Source organism: Delftia sp. HK171 (assembly GCF_001886655.1).
GTDB classification, from domain to species: domain Bacteria; phylum Pseudomonadota; class Gammaproteobacteria; order Burkholderiales; family Burkholderiaceae_C; genus Comamonas; species Comamonas acidovorans.
The window spans coordinates 5,631,972-5,649,824 of record NZ_CP018101.1 but is presented as its reverse complement, the minus strand read 5'-3'; the positions used below and the strand labels follow the sequence as shown (position 1 = coordinate 5,649,824).

Genomic DNA, 17,853 nt, shown 5'->3' with positions numbered 1-17,853 from the left:
GAGACCCGCATGAACAGCAAGAAGACCGTGCAATGGATTCTGGGCGGCCTGGCGCTGATGGTGCTGCCGCTGGTGCTGCAGTACTTCGGCAATGCCTGGGTGCGCATCGCCGACCTGGCCCTGCTCTATGTGCTGCTGGCACTGGGCCTGAACGTGGTGGTGGGCTATGCAGGCCTGCTGGACCTGGGCTACGTGGCGTTCTACGCCGTGGGCGCCTACATGTTCGCGCTGATGGCCTCGCCGCATCTGGCGGAGACCTTCGAGGGCTTTGCCGCCATGTTCCCTGACGGGCTGCATACCTCCATCTGGCTGGTGATACCGCTGGCGGCGCTGCTGGCGGGCATCACGGGAATACTGCTGGGCATCCCGGTGCTCAAGCTGCGCGGGGACTACCTGGCCATCGTCACGCTGGGCTTCGGCGAGATCATCCGCATCTTCATGAACAACCTGGACCAGCCGGTCAACATCACCAACGGCCCCAAGGGCATAGGCCAGATCGACTCGGTGAAGATTCTGGGCCTGGACCTGGCCAAGCGCCAGGAGATCTTCGGCTACGACATCAGCTCGGTCACGCTGTACTACTACCTGTTCCTCTTCCTGGTGCTCGTCAGCATCGTGATCTGCTGGCGCCTGCAGGACTCGCGCATCGGCCGCGCCTGGATGGCCATCCGCGAGGACGAGATCGCCGCCAAGGCCATGGGCATCAACACGCGCAACATGAAGCTGCTGGCCTTCGGCATGGGCGCTTCCTTCGGTGGTGTCTCGGGCGCCATGTTCGCGGCCTTCCAGGGCTTCGTCTCGCCCGAGTCGTTCAGCCTCATGGAGTCCATCATGATCGTGGCCATGGTGGTGCTGGGCGGCCTGGGCCATCTGCCGGGCGTGATCCTGGGGGCGGTGCTGCTGTCGGCCCTGCCCGAGGTGCTGCGCTATGTGGCCGGGCCTCTGCAGCAGATGACCGACGGGCGGCTTGACGCCTCCATCCTGCGCCAGTTGCTGATCGCGCTGGCCATGATCGTCATCATGCTGATGCGTCCGCGCGGCCTGTGGCCGTCGCCCGAGCATGGCAAGAACCTGCCGCACCAGTCCTGAGCATGGAGACAACGCAGATGGCGAACACGGCAGACAACGGCTCCACCACCTCCCCGGTGCTCAGGGTTTCGGGCATTTCCAAGCGCTTTGGCGGACTGCAGGCCCTGTCCGATGTGGGCATGACCATTGGCCGTGGCCAGGTCTACGGCCTGATCGGTCCCAACGGCGCGGGCAAGACCACTTTCTTCAACGTGATCACGGGCCTGTACACGCCCGACAGCGGCAGCTTCGAGCTGGCCGGCAAGGCCTACGAGCCCTCGGCCGTGCACAAGGTGGCCAAGGCCGGCATTGCGCGCACCTTCCAGAACATCCGGCTGTTTGCCGAGATGACGGCGCTGGAGAACGTGATGGTCGGGCGCCATGTGCGCACGCATTCGGGCCTGATCGGCGCGGTGTTCCGCACGCCAGGCTTCAAGGCCGAGGAAGCCGCGATCCGCGCGCGGGCCCGCGAACTGCTGGACTACGTGGGTATTTCCAAATACGCCGACTTCAAGGCCCGCACGCTGAGCTACGGCGATCAGCGCCGCCTGGAGATCGCGCGGGCGCTGGCCACCGACCCGCAACTGATCGCGCTGGACGAGCCTGCCGCCGGCATGAACGCCACCGAGAAGGTGCAGCTGCGCGAGCTGATCGACCGCATCCGCCGGGACCAGCGCACCATCTTGCTGATCGAGCACGACGTGAAGCTGGTCATGGGCCTGTGCGATCGCGTCACCGTGCTGGACTATGGCAAGCCCATCGCCGAAGGCACGCCGGCCGAGGTGCAGAAGAACGACAAGGTGATCGAAGCCTATCTGGGCACCGGAGGACACTGAACCATGGGTGAGCAAGTGCAAGACAAGGGCGTGTCCGCGCCGGTGCTGTTGAAGGTCCATGGACTGAAGGTGGCCTATGGGGGCATACAGGCCGTCAAGGGCGTGGATTTCGAGGTCCGCCAGGGCGAGCTGGTCTCGCTGATCGGCTCCAACGGGGCGGGCAAGACCACGACCATGAAGGCCGTCACGCGCAGCCTGCAGATGGCGGATGGCGACGTGCACTACCTGGGCCGCAGCATCCGCAACGTGGGCGCCTGGGATCTGGTGGCCCAGGGCCTGGTCATGGTGCCGGAGGGGCGCGGCGTATTCGCGCGCATGACCATCACCGAGAACCTGCTCATGGGCGCCTACACGCGCAACGACAAGGCCGGCATTGCCGCCGACATCGAGCGCATGTTCGGCATCTTCCCGCGCCTGAAGGAGCGCCGCGACCAGCTGGCCGGCACCATGTCGGGTGGCGAGCAGCAGATGCTGGCCATGGCGCGCGCGCTGATGAGCCAGCCCAAGGTGCTGCTGCTGGACGAGCCCTCCATGGGCCTGTCGCCCATCATGGTGGACAAGATCTTCGAGGTGGTGCGCGATGTGCATGCGCTGGGCGTGACGCTGGTGCTGGTCGAGCAGAACGCCAGTCGTGCGCTGGCGCTGGCCGATCGCGGCTATGTGATGGAGTCCGGCCTGATCACCATGACCGGGCCCGGCCAGACCCTGCTCAGCGATCCGCGCGTGCGGGCCGCCTACCTGGGCGAGTGAACTCCGGGGCAGCCGCCTGCGCACAGGTTGCTGGAATGTCCCGTGCCATCGACGGGATATGGCAAAAATATGACGATTTGATGAAGATTCATCGAATGCCTATTGATGCGGGATGTTGCGTATCTGTGCGATGAAGCAGGTTTTTCAAGAAAATTCGCGCAAAAAAGCAATTTTTGGAAAGCAATCGAAAAACCGGCTTCTGGCGCTGCGGGCGCGATAATTCAGGCCTTCCAGCACCCGGGCGCACCTCACATGAACTGGCTCCAACACATCCCCGTCGGGCTGCAGACCGTGGTCCTGCTGGCCATGAGCAATGTCTTCATGACGTTTGCCTGGTATGGGCACCTGAAGAACCACGCCTCGTCGCCCTGGTACGTGGCAGCCCTTGTCAGCTGGGGCATTGCGCTGTTCGAGTACCTGCTGCAGGTGCCTGCCAACCGCATAGGCCACACGCAGTTCAGCGTGGCGCAGCTCAAGATCATCCAGGAGGTGATCACGCTGTCGGTGTTCGCGCCTTTTGCCGTGCTCTACCTGAACCAGCCCCTCAAATGGGACTTCCTCTGGGCCGGCCTGTGCATGGTGGGCGCGGTGTATTTTATTTTTCGCAGTGGCTGACAAGGCGGCGCGCCGGCGCGCAAAAACGCGCTTGGGACTCAAGAGTACACTTCGCCCCGTTCAAGCCGGGAAGCCATGCCAAGCATCCGCAATGTGACGCAGTGAGTCGCCTGGTTCCCACTTTTCCCGGTAAGGAGCATTCATGCTTTTTGGCAAACTATTGCCACGCGAAGGCAATTTCTTCGAGATGTTCAACCAGCATGCCGACCGCATCGTCGATGCCGCGCATGCCTTCTCGCAGCTTGTCGCCAACTACAACGATCCTCATCTTCGCGAGAAATACAACGAGGACGTGAACAACGCCGAGCGTGCCGCCGACCGCGTGACGCATGACGTCACCAAGGCGCTGCACAAGACCTTCATCACGCCGCTGGACCGCGAGCAGATCCACTCGCTGATCAACACCATGGACGACGTGGCCGACCTGATCCAGGACTCGGCCGAGACCATGGCGCTGTACGACGTGCGCCACATGACGGATGAGATCACGCGCCTGACCGACCTGTGCGTGCGCTGCTGCGAGCGGCTGCGCGATGCGGTCAAGCTGCTGTCGCGCATCTCCGATCCATCGGTGGTGGACGCGGCGATGAAGACCTGCGAGGAAATCGACCGCCTCGAATCGGACGCCGACCGCGTGATGCGCTCGGCCATGAGCAAGCTGTTCCGCGAAGAGCCCGATGTGCGCGAAGTCATCAAGCTCAAGGCCATCTACGAACTGCTGGAGACGGTGACCGACCGCTGCGAGGACGTGGCCAACCTGATCGAGGGCATCGTCCTCGAGAATTCCTGAGCCCTCGCGGAGTCGTTTCGTTATGGAATCCGTACAAGCGGCCCTGTGGGTCGTGATCCTGCTGGTGGTGCTGGCCTTGCTGTTCGACTTCATGAACGGCTTCCACGATGCTGCCAACTCGATCGCCACCGTGGTCTCCACGGGCGTGCTCAAGCCCACGCAGGCCGTGGCCTTCGCGGCCTTCTTCAACGTGGTGGCGGTCTTTGTCTTCCACCTCAGCGTGGCGGCCACCGTGGGCAAGGGGATCGTCCAGCCCGGCATCGTGGACACACACGTGGTATTCGGCGCCCTGGTCGGCGCCATTGCCTGGAACGTGATCACCTGGCACTACGGCATCCCCAGCAGCTCCTCGCATGCGCTGATCGGCGGCATCGTGGGCGCCGTGATCGCCAAGGCTGGCGCGGGCGCACTGATCGCCAGTGGCATCTGGAAGACCGTGGCCTTCATCTTCGTCTCGCCGCTGCTGGGCTACCTGCTGGGCTCGCTGATGATGGTGCTGGTGGCCTGGATCTGCCGCCGCGCTGCTCCCAACCGGGTGGACCGCTGGTTCCGCCGGCTGCAGCTGGTCTCCGCCGGCGCCTACAGCCTGGGCCACGGCGGCAATGATGCGCAAAAGACCATCGGCATCATCTGGCTGCTGCTGATCGCCACCGGCTATGCCAATGCCGGCGACGCGGAGCCGCCGCTGTGGACCATCGTCAGCTGCTACCTGGCCATCGGCCTGGGCACCATGTTCGGCGGATGGCGCATCGTCAAGACCATGGGTCAGAAGATCACCAAGCTCAAGCCCGTGGGAGGCTTTTGCGCCGAAAGCGGTGGCGCGCTGACGCTGTTCTTCGCGACCTTCCTGGGCGTGCCGGTCTCGACCACGCACACCATCACGGGTGCCATCGTCGGCGTGGGCTCCACCCAGCGTGCCAGCGCCGTGCGCTGGGGCGTGGCGGGCAACATCGTCTGGGCCTGGGTGCTGACGATCCCTGCCAGCGCCTTCGTGGCTTCCATTGCCTACTGGATCAGTCTCCAGCTGTACTGAGCTGCGACAACTGCCCCAAAAAGAAAGACCGCCAATGGCGGTCTTTCTTTTTGGGTGGAGGTACGCGCTGGCGCACCACAGCGAAAACTTCACTGCGAAATCTTGCGCGCTTCCTCCACCTGGTGCTCGAAGTAGTGCTGGAAGCTGTAGGCAATGCTGGCCATGAGCACGGCGGCGCCCAGCATCAGGGACAGCGCAATGGCAAAGATGGTGGACCAGCCCGTGCGCCCGGCCTGCGCCTGCACGTCAACGCCGGGGTTGTGGCGCCGGTTCCAGGCTTCGGTGTCGGTCAGCCCGTAGAGGATGGCGCGCAGCGCGCAGCCGGCGATGGTGAAGCCCAGCAGAGGAATCAGCAGCCAGCTGAGCTGGTCGTCCTGCCCCAGTTGCTGGACGCGCTCGATGCCGTACACGCCCAGCGCCGTGGGCACGGGCAGCAGCCAGCCCAGCCAGTCGCCGAAGCCATGCAGATAGAAGCGGTGCAGCCCCAGCGGCCCGCCGACAAAGGCCAGCCAGGTCGTCAGGGTCTTGCTTTTGGAGCGCGCAGCCCCCTGCTGTGCTTGAGCGGGCTGAGGCAAAGGCGTGCTGGGTCGGTTCATGCACCCATTATTCGGGCGAACTGCGGTTGCCGTCTCCCAGGGTCTTCTCCATGAGGACGATGTCCAGCCAGCGGCCGAACTTCCATCCCATGGAACTCAGCGTGCCCGCCGGGGTGAAGCCCGCAGCGCGGTGCACGCCGATGGAGCCGGCATTGGCCGAGTCACCGATCACCGCCAGCAGCTTGCGCACGCCGGCTGCCTCGCATTCGCGCGACAGCGCATCGAGCAGCAGGCGGCCCACGCCCTGGCCGCGCGCCGCGTCATGCACGTAGATGGAATCCTCGGCGGAGAAGCGATAGGCCGGGCGCGGCTTGAACCAGTTGGCATAGGCAAAGCCCAGCACCTGGCCCTGTTCGTCCACGGCGACCAGATAGGGCAGGCCCTTGGCCAGCACGTCCGCGCGGCGCGTTGCCATGTCCGATTCGGCAGGGGGATCGGTCTCGAACGTGCCCGTGCCGTGCAGCACGTGGTGGCGGTAAATGGAGGTGATGGCGGCGAGATCGCCGTCCAGGCTTGAGCGAATGGTAGGCATGGAAAGGGAAGTTGGATATAATCGCTGGTTTTACGGCGTGTCGCTGGCCGGGTGGTCATGTCGCGTGTCTCAAACGCCGCAAAACATGTGCAGCCATTCATTGTCTAGTTAATTGTGTGGTGGCTGCGCCCACCCGAAGGAAAATCATGGTCGTCATTCGACTCTCTCGCGGCGGTTCCAAGGCCCGTCCGTTCTACAACATCGTTGCCGCCGACAAGCGCGTGCGCCGCGATGGTTCGTTCATCGAACGCCTGGGCTTCTACAACCCCAACGCCCGTGGCGGCGAAGAGGGTCTGCGCGTTGCTCTGGACCGCGTGAACTACTGGAAGGGCGTTGGCGCGCAGGCTTCCGAGACCGCAGAGCGCCTGATCAAGCAGGCCACCCAGAAGACTGCTGCCTAATTCAGCATCCCTTCTGAAATCGGGTTCCGTTGGCTTGTCTGACGGAGCCCGTTTTTGTTTTCCCCTCCGGATCGCCTTGCACGGATCTGCAACGATCTGCATTGACTGTCCATCTACTGCCTACCGACTGCCATGAGCCACATGCCTGAACTCGAAGCCAGCGTCCTGCCCGCCGATGCCGTGGAGGTCGGGCGCATCGCCGATGCCTGGGGCATCAAGGGCTGGTTCAAGGTGGCCGCCTTCAGTGCCGACCCCGAGGCCCTGTTCACCGCAAAGCAGTGGTATCTGCAGCCCCCCGAGAAGGGTGCGCGGCAGTTCACCGGTACGGTGCTGCTGCCGGTCAAGCAGGCGCGCGTCCACTCCGATTCCGTCGTCGCCACATCGCCTGTCGTGAACGACCGCAATACCGCCGAGGCCCTGCGTGGCGCGCGCATCTTCGTGGCGCGCAGCGATTTCCCGCAGCCCGAAGATGGCGAGTATTACTGGGTCGATCTGCTGGGCCTGTCCGTGGTCAACCGCGAGGGCGTGGCTCTGGGCGTCGTCCGCGACCTGCTGTCCACCGGCCCGCAGACCGTGCTGGTGCTGGCCTATGAAGAGGATGGCAAGGAGCGCGAGCGCATGATTCCCTTTGTCGATGCCTATGTGGACAAGGTGGATCTGCCGGGCAAGACCATCGTTGCCGACTGGCAGCCCGACTATTGATCGCCGACCTCCATGCGCTTCGACATCATCACGCTGTTCCCTGAGCTGTTCACGCCGTTTCTTGAAAGCGGCGTCACGCGCCGTGCCTATGCCTCGGGCCAGGTCGGCGTACACCTGTGGAATCCGCGCGACCATGCCCAGGGCAACTACCGGCGCGTGGACGATCGCCCCTTTGGCGGCGGTCCGGGCATGGTGATGATGGCCGAGCCGCTGCAGCGCTGCCTGGAGGCGGCCCGGCAGGCACGCCGTGATGCCGGCGAGCCCGAGCCGGCTCCCGTGGTGCTGTTCTCGCCGATCGGCACCACGCTGCGCCATGCCGTGGTGGCCGACTGGGCGCAGGGGCAGGGCGCAATCTTGCTGTGCGGCCGCTACGAGGGCCTGGACCAGCGCTTCATCGATACCCATGTCACGCACCAGTTGAGCCTGGGCGACTTCGTGCTGTCTGGCGGCGAGATCGCTGCCATGGCCCTGCTGGATGCCGTCGCGCGGCTGCAGCCCGGCGTGCTCAATGACGAAGGCAGTTTCCAGCAGGACAGCTTCAATCCGGCGCTCGACGGCCTGCTCGATTGCCCGCACTACACCCGCCCCGAAGTCTGGGAAGGGCGGGAAGTGCCGGCGCCACTGTTGTCCGGCCACCACGCGCAGATCGAGCGCTGGCGCCGTGACCAGCGCCTGTCCATCACGGCCAGGCACCGGCCCGAGCTGATAGAGCAGGCGCGCGCCCAGGGCCTGCTCAACGCCAAGGACGAGGGGTTTTTGGCAAAAAACGTCTCCGGGCTATAATCCGCGATTCTTCGATCCTCTATCCGGCCGCTGCTACGAACAAAGCAGCCATGGCGCCAATCCCGGCGCTTGCCAATCCTGGCGCGGACAAGATCGATTGGATGTTGACCATGAATCTGATCCAGATCCTCGAGCAAGAGGAAATCGCCCGTCTGAACAAGACCATCCCCCAGTTCGCCCCCGGTGACACCGTCATCGTGAGCGTGAACGTGGTCGAAGGCAGCCGCAAGCGCGTGCAGGCTTACGAAGGCGTGGTGATCGCCAAGCGCAACCGTGGCCTGAACAGCGGCTTCACCGTTCGCAAGATCTCCAGCGGTGAAGGCGTGGAGCGTACGTTCCAGACCTACTCGCCCCTGATCGCCGGCATCGAAGTCAAGCGTCGCGGTGATGTGCGTCGTGCCAAGCTGTACTACCTGCGCGAGCGCAGCGGCAAGTCGGCCCGCATCAAGGAAAAGCTGCCGTCGCGTGTCAAGGTTTCTGCCGAAGCCTAAGCACCTGCGTCACAGCTGGAAAGCCGCTACAGTCGCCTGTAGCGGCTTTTTTGTTGTCCGGCCGTTTCCCATCACAAGCCTTCATTCGTGTCCTCTCTGCCCGATACCGCCATTCCCGTGCCGACCGGCGGGCCAGTGCCCGCAGCCGTGCCGTCGATCGCCGACCCGCGCATGGCGCAACTGATTGGCAAGGACAGTCACCTGCCTGCCGTGCCCCCCGAGGCCCGTACGCCCGAGGCCCTGCGCCAGCGCTTTGCGCTGCCGCCCCAATGGGCTCCCGAGGTGGTGCGCGAGAAGCGCTTCAGCGATCGCCAGCCCACCGATGCCGCCGTGCTCGTGCCCATCGTGCTTCGCCCCGAACCCACGGTGCTGCTGACCGAGCGCACGGCCCACCTGTCCACGCATTCGGGGCAGGTGGCATTTCCGGGCGGCAAGCGCGATCCGGAGGATGCCTCTGCCCAGGCCACGGCCCTGCGCGAGGCGCATGAGGAAGTCGGACTGGCCGCCAGCGATGTGCAAGTGCTGGGCACGCTGCCCATCTACATCACGGGCACGGCCTTCCTGATCACGCCGGTGGTGGCCCTGGTCGATCCCCGGGCGCACCTCAATCCCAATCCCTACGAAGTGGCGGATGTGTTCGAGGTGCCGCTGGCCTTCCTGCTCGATCCTGCCAACCATGAGCGCCACTCCATGGTCTGGAACGGCGTGCCGCGCGAATGGTTTGCAATGCCCTACCAGGATGGTGATCGCCAGCGCTACATCTGGGGCGCCACGGCCGGCATGCTGCGAAATCTTTACCGATTCCTGTCGGCCTGATGCCCGGATCGCGGGCCGTGCCACCCCGGGGTCACTGACCTGTCTGCATGCGCCAGTATGATGGCCGGATGAGTTTCTTTGCCATTCTGATCGCCTTGCTGATCGAGCAGGCGCGCCCGTTGACGCCGGCCAATCTCGTGCACACAGGCTACAGAGCCTGGACGGTTTCGGTGCGCCGCAACTTCGATGCCGGCCAGGCGCACCATGGCTGGCTGGCCTGGACCGTGGCGGTGGCATTGCCCTGCGTGCTGGTGACGGGCATCTACCTGCTGCTGCTGTGGGGCGTGGGCTGGCCGCTGGCCATGGTCTGGAATGTGGCCGTGCTCTATGTGACGCTGGGCTTTCGCCAGTTCAGCCACCACTTCACACGCATCCGCGATGCGCTGGATGCAGGCGATGAGTATGCCGCGCGCGAGGCGCTGGCTCACTGGCAGCAGGTCGATGCCAGCGAGGTGCCGCGCAGCGAGGTCGTGCGCCATGTGATCGAGTACTCGGTGCTGGCCGCGCATCGCCATGTGTTTGGCGTTCTGTTCTGGTTCTCTGCGCTGGCAGCGCTGGGGCTGGGCCCGCTCGGCGCCGTGTTCTACCGCATGACCGAGCACCTGTCGCGCTCCTGGTCGCGCAAGGGCCTGGTGGGCGGCACCCAGGTCAGTCCCCAGTTGCAGCACACCTCCCGGCTGGCCTGGACCGTGATCGACTGGTTGCCTGCACGGTTGACGGCGCTGTCCTTTGCCGTGGTCGGCAGCTTCGAGGAAGCCATCGAAGGCTGGCGCTTCCATGCCCAGCGCTTTCCCAACGACAACGATGGCGTGATCCTGGCCGCCACCTCGGGTGCCATCAACGTGCGCCTGGGCGGCGAGGCACTCAAGCGCCGCGAAGGCATCTCGGTGACCCGCGACGACGGCGAGGAGATCGATCTCGATGTGGACAGCGAAGCCACGCCGGGCCGCGAGCCCGAGATCGGCCATCTGCGCAGCGTGGTCGGCCTGGTCTGGCGTTCGGTCGTGGTCTGGCTGCTGCTGCTGGCCCTGCTGTCGCTGGCGCGTTTGCTGGGCTGATCGCTGCGCCGCAGAAGGCGAGCCCTGCCTGTCTTGCCAGGCAGCAGCCCGCCCTTCCTGATGCAGCCAAGTCGTCGTTTTGAGGAGGTCAGTACTTCTGCGCCTGGCTCAATTCATCGAACAGCTCAGCGTAGATGTAGTAGCGGTTGGCGCTGATGTCGTGGTCGGCATCCATTCCGGTTTCCTCGTCTTCCACGCGCGGCATGACGGCGCATCCCGGCTCGTGCAGATGTGTGCAGTTGTAGAACTTGCATTCCTGCGCATGGGCGCCGATGTCGGGCATGCAGCGGGGCAGGTCCGTGGGCTCTATGTGGCGCAGGCCGAATTCCTGGAAGCCCGGTGAGTCGATCAGCGCCGTGGTGCGCTCTTCGTCCATCCAGTACCAGCTGGTCGTGGTGGTCGTGTGCTTGCCGGAGTTCAGCGCCTGCGAGATCTCGTTGGTGGCCGCGCGTGCGCCGGGCACCAGCAGGTTGATCAAGGTGCTTTTGCCCGAGCCGGACGGGCCCAGGACCAAGGTGGCCTTGCCCTTGAGGTGTTGCATCAGCAACTGCCGGTCGGCCTCGCCTTCGTTGGCCAGCGACAGCGACAGCACCTCGTAGTGCGGCGTTTCCTGGCCCAGGTACATCTCGCGATAGGGCTTCAGGCGCTCCCAGGCATCGGCGAAGGGCTCGGCCAGGTCACGCTTGTTCAGTGCGATCAGGGGCTTGATGTGGGTGGCTTCGGCGGTGATGAGGGCACGGGCCAGCTGGCTTTCGGAGAACACCGGCTCGGCTGCGATCAGGATCAGCACCTGGTCGATGTTGGCCGCAAAGGACTTGGTGCGTATCTCGTCCTGGCGGTAGAACAGGTTGCGCCGTTCCAGCACCTTCTCTATGGTGCCTTCCTCGCCCTGGCCGGCGGGTGGCAATTGCCAGCGCACGCGGTCGCCGACCACGGTCTGGCTCTTCTTGCCGCGCGGATGGCAGATGTGGCGTGCGCCTTCTTCGGTCTCGACCACGCAGTGGCGGCCATGGCTGGAGACGACCAGGCCTTCTCGCAATGCGGAGCGCTCAGCCATGGGATGCCGGGGTGGGATTCATGGACGCTCCAGCAGCGCATCGATGCGCCGGGCGCACTCGATGTCGGTGGACGAGATGCCGTTCACGTCATGCGTGTTCAGGCGCACACCGCAACGGCCGTAGCTCACGGTCAGGTCGGGGTGGTGGTCCTGCTGGTGGGCGATCAGGGCCAGTGCGTTCACGAAGGCCATGGTCTCGTAGTAATTGGCAAAGGCGTAGCTCTTGGCGATGGCATCGCCATCGAGCTGCCACCCCGGCAGGTCCGCCAGTGCGGTGCGCAATTCGTCCGGCGTCAGCGCGCGGCGCTGCTGCGTGGACCAGTCCTGTTGTTGCAAGCGTTGTGTGCTCATGGTGGATGTGAAAGGGTCAGGTCGGAGAAGGCATGCGCGCCAGCCGGGCGAGGGCGGGCGGATGCGAGTAGTAAAAGCCCACGTACCAGGGATCGGGCGTGAGCGTTGAAGCATTGTCCTCGTACAGCTTGAGCAGTGCCGAGGCCAGATGGGCGCCGCTGGCCTGTTGCATGGCATAGGCATCGGCTTCGAACTCATCGCGGCGCGACAGGGCCGAGAACAGCGGGGTGACAAAGAAGCTGAACACCGGCACGGCCAGCAGGAACAGCAGCAGTGCCACGGCCTCGTTGCCGGCGCCTATTCCGCCATGGCCCAGCGCAAGGTCAAGACCCGGGCGCACGCCCAGGCCCAGGTAGAACCACAGCTGCTGCGACAGCCAGCCCAGCAGTGCGAAGCCGGCCAGGCTGGCGGCGAACATCAGCAGCATGCGCTTGAGGATGTGGCGGTGCTTGAAGTGGCCTAGCTCGTGCGCGAGCACGGCCTCCACCTCGTCGGCGTCGAGCTGCTTGAGCAAGGTGTCGAAGAACACCACGCGCTTGGAATGGCCGAAGCCCGTGAAATAGGCATTGGCATGGGCCGAGCGGCGGCTGCCATCCATCACGAACAGGCCTTTGGCCGTGAAGCCGCAGCGCTGCATCAGCGCGCTCACGCGCTCCTTGAGCGTGCCTTCGGCCAGCGGTTCGAACTTGTTGAACAGCGGTGCGATGAAGGTCGGAAAGATCCACATCAGCAGCAGGTTGAAAGCCGTCCACACGGCCCAGGCCCACAGCCACCACAGGTCGCCGGCCGAGCCCATGAGCCACAGGATCAGGGCTGCCAGGGGAAGGCCGATGGCCGCGCCCATGGCGGTGGACTTGATGGCATCGGTCAGCCACAGCCGCAGCGTCATCTGGTTGAATCCAAAGCGCTGCTCCAGCACAAAGGTCTGGTAGAGCGACAGAGGCAGCTCCACCAGCCCGGAGATCAGGGCAAAGCCGGCCAGCAGTGCCAGTTGCTGCCACAGGCCGGCACCCATCAGTTCCAGCAGCCACTGGTTGAGTGCGTCGAGCCCGCCCAGCAGCGTCCATGCGAGCAGCACCACGGCGCCCAGCGTCATCTCGATCAGGGCGATGCGGGCCTTGGCCAGCGTGTAGTCGGCGGCCTTTTGATGGGCCGCGAGGCTGATGCGTTGCGCAAAGGCCTCAGGCACCTCGGCCCGATGGCGGGCCACATGGCGGACCTGGCGCGAGGCCAGCCAAGCGCGCAGCAGCCACTGGGCGAGCACGGCTGCGGCAAACAGCAGGGACAGCGTCGAGGAAAAATCGGGGTTGAAGGCCATGTGGCCGCAGTGTAGGCGACAATTTGGGCCATGTCCGAAGCCTCCGAAGCCGCCAGCGCTTGCATTCCCGTCCCCGCCGAACCCGGCACGCCCATCACCCTGGCCAAATCCGATCTCAACCTCGTCTGGCTCGACTGCGAGATGACCGGGCTGCAGCCCGATACCGATCGCATCATCGAGATCGCCGTGGTCGTCACCAGTCCGGACCTGGCCATTCGCATCGAAGGGCCGGTATTTGCCATCCATCAGGCAGATGCGCTGCTCGATGGAATGGATGCCTGGAACAAGGGCACGCATGGCAGGAGCGGCCTGATTGATCGCGTCAAGGCATCGACCATCAGCGAGGCCGATGCGGAGGCTGCGCTGATCAAGTTCCTCTCGCAGTACGTTCCCAAGGCCAAGGCCCCGCTGTGCGGCAACAGCATCGGGCAGGACAGGCGCTTCATGGAGCGCTACATGCCCAAGCTCAACAACTTCTTCCACTACCGCAATGTCGATGTCAGCACCCTCAAGGAACTGGCCAGGCGCTGGAAGCCCGACGCCTATGCCTCCTTCAAGAAGGCCCAGCGCCACACGGCACTGGCCGATGTGCACGAGTCCATCGATGAGCTGGCGCACTATCGCGCGCGCCTGCTGAGCGTCTGAATCTGGCGGCCCCGGCCATTTTTTATGACAGGGGCTTGCGGGAAAACCCGGGGAGTGCGACAATCTACAGCTTGCCCCCATCAACAAGGGGCAATTTGCACATCTCCATCACACAAGGGCCCCTGCGCTGTGTGTCTGTGGTCGGTGTCCATAGACCACCATGAAGGCTTTCATGGATGGCGGGACCACCGGTTTCGGACCAGCCGAAAATGCCCATCCGCCCTTTTGCGAAGGGCCGGTTAAGTCTGACGGTGGATGTTGACCCAACCGTCGAGAAAAGCGTGCCAGATCGCTGACTGCGCGTGCTTTTCGTTAGAGCCATTCATGAACGATATCTCTCAAGAGCAGGGCATCATTGCCGCTGCCGATTCCTCTTTTGCTTCCGCCGCTGAAGCATCTTCCGTGCTGAACGCCGCCGTTGCCAGCGCCGAGCAGGCCGCCGAATCCCTGGCCGCCGCCGAAGTCGTGGAAATCGCCGAAGGCGCCGAGGCTGTTGAAGCAGCCCCCGAACTGCCCAATGCCTTCATCGAGCTGGGCCTGGCTGAAGAACTGGTCCGTGCCGTTGCCGATCTGGGCTACACCCAGCCCACGGCCGTGCAGGCGCAAGCCATTCCCCTGGCCATGGGCAGTGATGACCAGGCCTTCATCGACCTGATGGTGTCCAGCCAGACCGGCTCGGGCAAGACCGCTGCCTTCCTGCTGCCCGTGCTGCACACGCTGATCCAGCAAAAGGCTGACGAAGAAGCCGCCATCCGCGCCGAATATGACCGCCAGTGCGCCGAAGCAACGGCCAGCGGCCAGCCCACGCCCAAGCGCAACAAGCGCAAGGACCCCACGAATCCCCGCAACTTCAAGGCAGCCGTTCCCGGCGCCCTGATCCTGTGCCCCACGCGCGAGCTGGCACAGCAGGTGGCGCATGACGCCATCGAGCTGGTCAAGCACTGCCGCGGCATCCGCATCGCCAACGTGGTGGGCGGCATGCCCTACCAGCTGCAGATCGCCAAGCTGCAGAACGCCAACCTCGTGGTGGCCACTCCCGGCCGTCTGCTGGACCTGCAGCGCTCGATGCAGATCAAGCTCGACCAGGTTCAGTTCCTGGTGGTGGACGAAGCCGACCGCATGCTGGACCTGGGCTTCTCGGACGATCTGGCCGAAGTCAACGACCTGACGGCACAGCGCAAGCAGACCATGATGTTCAGCGCCACCTTCGCGCCCCGCATCCAGCAACTGGCCATGCGCGTGATGCATGACGGCGGCTCCGGCGTGAAGAAGGTCACCATCGACACGCCCCAGGAAAAGCACGCCAGCATCAAGCAAGTGCTGTTCTGGGCCGACAACTCCCAGCACAAGCGCAAGCTGCTGGACCACTGGCTGCGCGACACCACGATCAACCAGGCCATCGTTTTCGCATCGACCCAGGTCGAGTGCGACGGCCTGGCCAATGACCTGCAGCAAGACGGCTTCTCCGCCGTGGCACTGCACGGCGCCCTGAGCCAGGGCCTGCGCAACCGCCGCCTGATGGCGCTGCGCAGCGGTCAGGTGCAGGTGCTGGTGGCTACCGATGTGGCCGCACGCGGCATCGACGTGCCCACCATCACCCACGTCTTCAACTACGGCCTGCCCATGAAGGCCGAGGACTACACCCACCGTATCGGCCGCACGGGCCGTGCCGGTCGCGAAGGTGTGGCCGTCACGTTCGCGGAATTCCGTGACCGTCGTCGCATTTTCGATATCGAGGCCTACAGCCGCCAGCAATTCAAGGCCGAAGTGATTCCTGGCCTGGAACCTGCACAGCGCGCACCCAGCAGCAACGAAGGCCGTGGCGGCCGTCGTGGCGGCGGTGGTTTTGAAAGCCGTGGCGGCGATCGCCGTGGTGCCGGCGGCGGTGGCCGTGGCGGTTTCGGTGGTGATCGTGGCTTTGGCGGCGATCGCGAGCGCAGCTTCGGTGATCGCGGTGGCGATCGTGGCTTCGGTGCACGCCGTGATTCCGAAGGCTATGGCCGCAAGGCTGGCTTCGGTGGCTTTGGCGGTGGCCAGCGCGAAGGCGGCTTCGGCCAGGGCCAAGGTCAGCGCGAAGGCGGCTATAGCCAGGCTCCGCGTGAAGGCGGCTACAGCCAGGCCCCGCGCGAAGGCGGCTTTGGCCGTGGCGGTGAAGGCCGTGGCTTCAGCGGCGACCGTGGCGCTCCGCGTGGCGGCGATCGCCGTGATGGCGCTCCCCGCGAAGGCGGCTTCCGTGGTGCATCCGGCGAGTCGCGCGGCTTTGGCGGTGGCGAATCCCGTGGCGGCTTCGGCGGCGGCGAGCGCCGTCCTGCCTTCGGCAAGAGCGCTCCCAAGCCTTACTCGCCCCAGGGCGGTGATCGCAAGCGCGTCGTGCGCTGATCGATCTCGGCATTGCATGCAGACCGGCCCTTCGGGGCCGGTTTTTTTTCGGCCATCTGCGTCCTCGCGTGGTGCGGCCTGTCCTTGATGGTGCAGAACCTGCTGTCTGGCGGGCTCTGTGACTGCCATAATCGCGGCGCGGAGGTGCCCTGTGGAGTCTTTGATCGCGTCCAGTGTGGATTTTGAACACATGTTCGAACTGGCCCCCGTCTCGCTATGGCTGGAGGACTACAGCGCGCTCAAGCGGCTGCTCGACCAGTGGCGTGCACAGGGCGTGACCGATCTGCAGGCGCATTTCCTGGCCCACCCTCAGGCGCTGCAGCAGTGCAGCGCGGCGCTCAAGGTGGTGCGCGTCAACCAGCGCACGCTGGACCTGTTCGGCGCCAGTGACCAGCAGACCTTTCTTGCCAGCCTGGGTCAGGTGTTCCGCGATGACATGCATGCGGGCCTGGCCTGCGAGCTGGAGGATCTGTGGCAGGGCTCTCTGAGCTTTGCCAACCGCACCGCCAACTACACGCTGGACGGGCGACGGCTCGATGTGCAGATCCGTGGCCGCATCCTGCCCGGTCATGAAGCGCTTTGGGACTGCGTGCTGGTGTCGCTGGAAGACGTGACGGCCGAGATGCGCAGCGCGCGCCAGCTGCACCGCAGCGAACAGTACTCGCGCGACCTGTTCGAGTACTCGCCTGTGTCGCTGTGGGTCGAGGATTTCAGCGCCATCAAGCGCCTGCTCGACGATGTGCGCGCCCAGGGCATCAGCGACTTCGCCACCTTCCTCAAGGTGCACCCGGAATTCGTCTCGCGCTGCATGCAGGAGATTCGCGTCGTGGACGTGAACCGCCAGACGCTGCGCATGTTCGGCGCCACCGACAAGCTGCAACTGCTGAGCCGGCTGGGCCGCATCTTCCGTGACGAGATGATCGACTCCTTTGCCGATCAGTTGCAGGACCTTTGGAGCGGCAAGCTCGTGCAGCACCGCGAAGTGGTGAACTACGCCCTGTCAGGCGACGCTCTGCACATCCACATGCAGCTGGCCGTGCTCGATGGCCATGCAGATGACTGGGGGCTGGTGCTGCTGTCGCTGGTGGACATCACGGCGCGCAAGAAGGCCGAGGCCTACCTCGAATACCTGGGCAAGCACGATGTGCTGACCCAGTTGCGCAATCGCGCCTTCTATATCGAGGAACTCAATCGCCTGGCACGCAAGGGGCCCTGGCCGCTGGCGGTGATTGCCATCGACATGAATGGCCTCAAGGAGGCCAATGACGAGCATGGCCATGCTGCAGGCGACGACATGCTGCGCCGCGTGGGCGAAGTGCTGACCAAGGCCGTGGATGCGCCTGCCTGCGCGGCGCGCATAGGCGGCGACGAATTCATGGTGCTTTTGCCGGCTTCGGACGAGCGCGGCGCCGAGGCGGTCAAGGAGCGCATCCTCTCGCTGCTGGAGCTCAACAACCAGTTCTATCCGGGCCAGGCGGTCAGCCTGTCCATGGGCGTGGCCTGCTGCGATTCGGGCAGCCAGGTCGAGGCCACCGTCTCGCGCGCCGACCAGGCCATGTATGCCGAAAAGGCGCGCTACTACAAGGAAAGAATGCTGGACCGCCGCGCGGGCCGCGCTTAGCGGTCTTGCAC

Annotated in this window: 20 protein-coding genes; 15 read left to right on the top strand and 5 right to left on the bottom strand. The window is 64.8% G+C overall.

Annotated elements, in window-relative coordinates; translation table 11 throughout:
* The first annotated feature begins 9 nt into the window (after window positions 1-9).
* The 6 genes from BO996_RS25260 to BO996_RS25235 all read left to right on the top strand — a co-directional run bounded on the left by BO996_RS25260 (window position 10) and on the right by BO996_RS25235 (window position 5,092).
* On the top strand, window positions 10-1,089 hold the full coding sequence (locus BO996_RS25260; protein WP_013800924.1) for an ABC transporter permease subunit: 1,080 nt from the start codon (window positions 10-12) through the stop codon (window positions 1,087-1,089).
* 17 nt (window positions 1,090-1,106) lie between these two features.
* A complete protein-coding gene (locus BO996_RS25255) occupies window positions 1,107-1,904 on the top strand; it encodes an ABC transporter ATP-binding protein (protein WP_071957212.1) in 798 nt (265 codons plus the stop codon).
* A 3-nt stretch (window positions 1,905-1,907) separates the two neighbouring features.
* Window positions 1,908-2,654, top strand: coding sequence for an ABC transporter ATP-binding protein (locus tag BO996_RS25250; protein ID WP_096913852.1), 747 nt, complete (start codon window positions 1,908-1,910; stop codon window positions 2,652-2,654).
* A gap of 252 nt (window positions 2,655-2,906) precedes the next feature.
* On the top strand, window positions 2,907-3,269 hold the full coding sequence (locus BO996_RS25245; protein ID WP_012207148.1) for a DMT family protein: 363 nt from the start codon (window positions 2,907-2,909) through the stop codon (window positions 3,267-3,269).
* Window positions 3,270-3,411: 142 nt separating this feature from the next.
* Window positions 3,412-4,059, top strand: a complete 648-nt coding sequence (locus tag BO996_RS25240; protein ID WP_013800926.1) for a DUF47 domain-containing protein — start codon at window positions 3,412-3,414, stop codon at window positions 4,057-4,059.
* Between the two features lie 22 nt (window positions 4,060-4,081).
* Window positions 4,082-5,092, top strand: a complete 1,011-nt coding sequence (locus BO996_RS25235) for an inorganic phosphate transporter (RefSeq protein ID WP_012207146.1) — start codon at window positions 4,082-4,084, stop codon at window positions 5,090-5,092.
* Window positions 5,093-5,181: 89 nt separating this feature from the next.
* On the opposite strand, the gene BO996_RS25230 is transcribed toward BO996_RS25235, so the two are convergent.
* On the bottom strand, window positions 5,182-5,688 hold the full coding sequence (locus BO996_RS25230; RefSeq protein ID WP_071956677.1) for a TM2 domain-containing protein: 507 nt from the start codon (window positions 5,686-5,688) through the stop codon (window positions 5,182-5,184).
* A 7-nt stretch (window positions 5,689-5,695) separates the two neighbouring features.
* Window positions 5,696-6,220, bottom strand: coding sequence for a GNAT family N-acetyltransferase (locus BO996_RS25225; protein ID WP_013800927.1), 525 nt, complete (start codon window positions 6,218-6,220; stop codon window positions 5,696-5,698).
* A gap of 146 nt (window positions 6,221-6,366) precedes the next feature.
* Here BO996_RS25225 and rpsP point away from each other — a divergent pair, with 146 nt between their 5' ends.
* The 6 genes from rpsP to BO996_RS25195 all read left to right on the top strand — a co-directional run bounded on the left by rpsP (window position 6,367) and on the right by BO996_RS25195 (window position 10,471).
* Window positions 6,367-6,621, top strand: a complete 255-nt coding sequence (rpsP, locus tag BO996_RS25220) for a 30S ribosomal protein S16 (RefSeq protein ID WP_012207143.1) — start codon at window positions 6,367-6,369, stop codon at window positions 6,619-6,621.
* Between the two features lie 132 nt (window positions 6,622-6,753).
* Window positions 6,754-7,323, top strand: coding sequence for a ribosome maturation factor RimM (rimM, locus tag BO996_RS25215; RefSeq protein ID WP_013800928.1), 570 nt, complete (start codon window positions 6,754-6,756; stop codon window positions 7,321-7,323).
* A 12-nt stretch (window positions 7,324-7,335) separates the two neighbouring features.
* Window positions 7,336-8,106: a tRNA (guanosine(37)-N1)-methyltransferase TrmD gene (gene trmD, locus BO996_RS25210; protein WP_071956676.1), complete on the top strand. Its 771-nt coding sequence runs from the start codon at window positions 7,336-7,338 to the stop codon at window positions 8,104-8,106.
* A 110-nt stretch (window positions 8,107-8,216) separates the two neighbouring features.
* Window positions 8,217-8,597 (top strand): 50S ribosomal protein L19, encoded by a 381-nt coding sequence (rplS, locus tag BO996_RS25205; RefSeq protein WP_013800930.1) that lies wholly within the window; start codon window positions 8,217-8,219, stop codon window positions 8,595-8,597.
* Window positions 8,598-8,684: 87 nt separating this feature from the next.
* Window positions 8,685-9,413: a CoA pyrophosphatase gene (locus BO996_RS25200; RefSeq protein WP_043825071.1), complete on the top strand. Its 729-nt coding sequence runs from the start codon at window positions 8,685-8,687 to the stop codon at window positions 9,411-9,413.
* A 68-nt stretch (window positions 9,414-9,481) separates the two neighbouring features.
* Entirely contained in the window at window positions 9,482-10,471 is a 990-nt protein-coding gene (locus BO996_RS25195; RefSeq protein WP_034398910.1) for a CobD/CbiB family protein, read from the top strand.
* A gap of 88 nt (window positions 10,472-10,559) precedes the next feature.
* Here the strand turns inward: BO996_RS25195 and rsgA are convergent, their stop codons facing one another.
* From rsgA to BO996_RS25180, 3 genes are read right to left on the bottom strand one after another with little or no spacing between them, the layout of a single operon-like run.
* Window positions 10,560-11,528 carry a ribosome small subunit-dependent GTPase A gene (gene rsgA / locus BO996_RS25190; protein WP_013800931.1) on the bottom strand — a complete coding sequence of 323 codons (969 nt, stop codon included), beginning with the start codon at window positions 11,526-11,528 and terminating at the stop codon, window positions 10,560-10,562.
* A gap of 18 nt (window positions 11,529-11,546) precedes the next feature.
* Window positions 11,547-11,879, bottom strand: coding sequence for a 4a-hydroxytetrahydrobiopterin dehydratase (locus tag BO996_RS25185; RefSeq protein WP_013800932.1), 333 nt, complete (start codon window positions 11,877-11,879; stop codon window positions 11,547-11,549).
* 16 nt (window positions 11,880-11,895) lie between these two features.
* Complete coding sequence (locus BO996_RS25180; RefSeq protein ID WP_043782752.1) at window positions 11,896-13,197, bottom strand: M48 family metallopeptidase; 1,302 nt, start codon at window positions 13,195-13,197, stop codon at window positions 11,896-11,898.
* Window positions 13,198-13,338: 141 nt separating this feature from the next.
* Here BO996_RS25180 and orn point away from each other — a divergent pair, with 141 nt between their 5' ends.
* From orn to BO996_RS25165, 3 genes are all read left to right on the top strand, one after another.
* The gene (gene orn, locus BO996_RS25175) at window positions 13,339-13,842 is read left to right on the top strand and encodes an oligoribonuclease (RefSeq protein WP_230356148.1); all 504 of its coding nucleotides are present in this window, start codon (window positions 13,339-13,341) and stop codon (window positions 13,840-13,842) included.
* Between the two features lie 324 nt (window positions 13,843-14,166).
* The gene (locus tag BO996_RS25170) at window positions 14,167-16,221 is read left to right on the top strand and encodes a DEAD/DEAH box helicase (protein ID WP_065345610.1); all 2,055 of its coding nucleotides are present in this window, start codon (window positions 14,167-14,169) and stop codon (window positions 16,219-16,221) included.
* A gap of 151 nt (window positions 16,222-16,372) precedes the next feature.
* The gene (locus BO996_RS25165) at window positions 16,373-17,842 is read left to right on the top strand and encodes a sensor domain-containing diguanylate cyclase (protein ID WP_330873353.1); all 1,470 of its coding nucleotides are present in this window, start codon (window positions 16,373-16,375) and stop codon (window positions 17,840-17,842) included.
* Window positions 17,843-17,853: the final 11 nt, after the last annotated feature.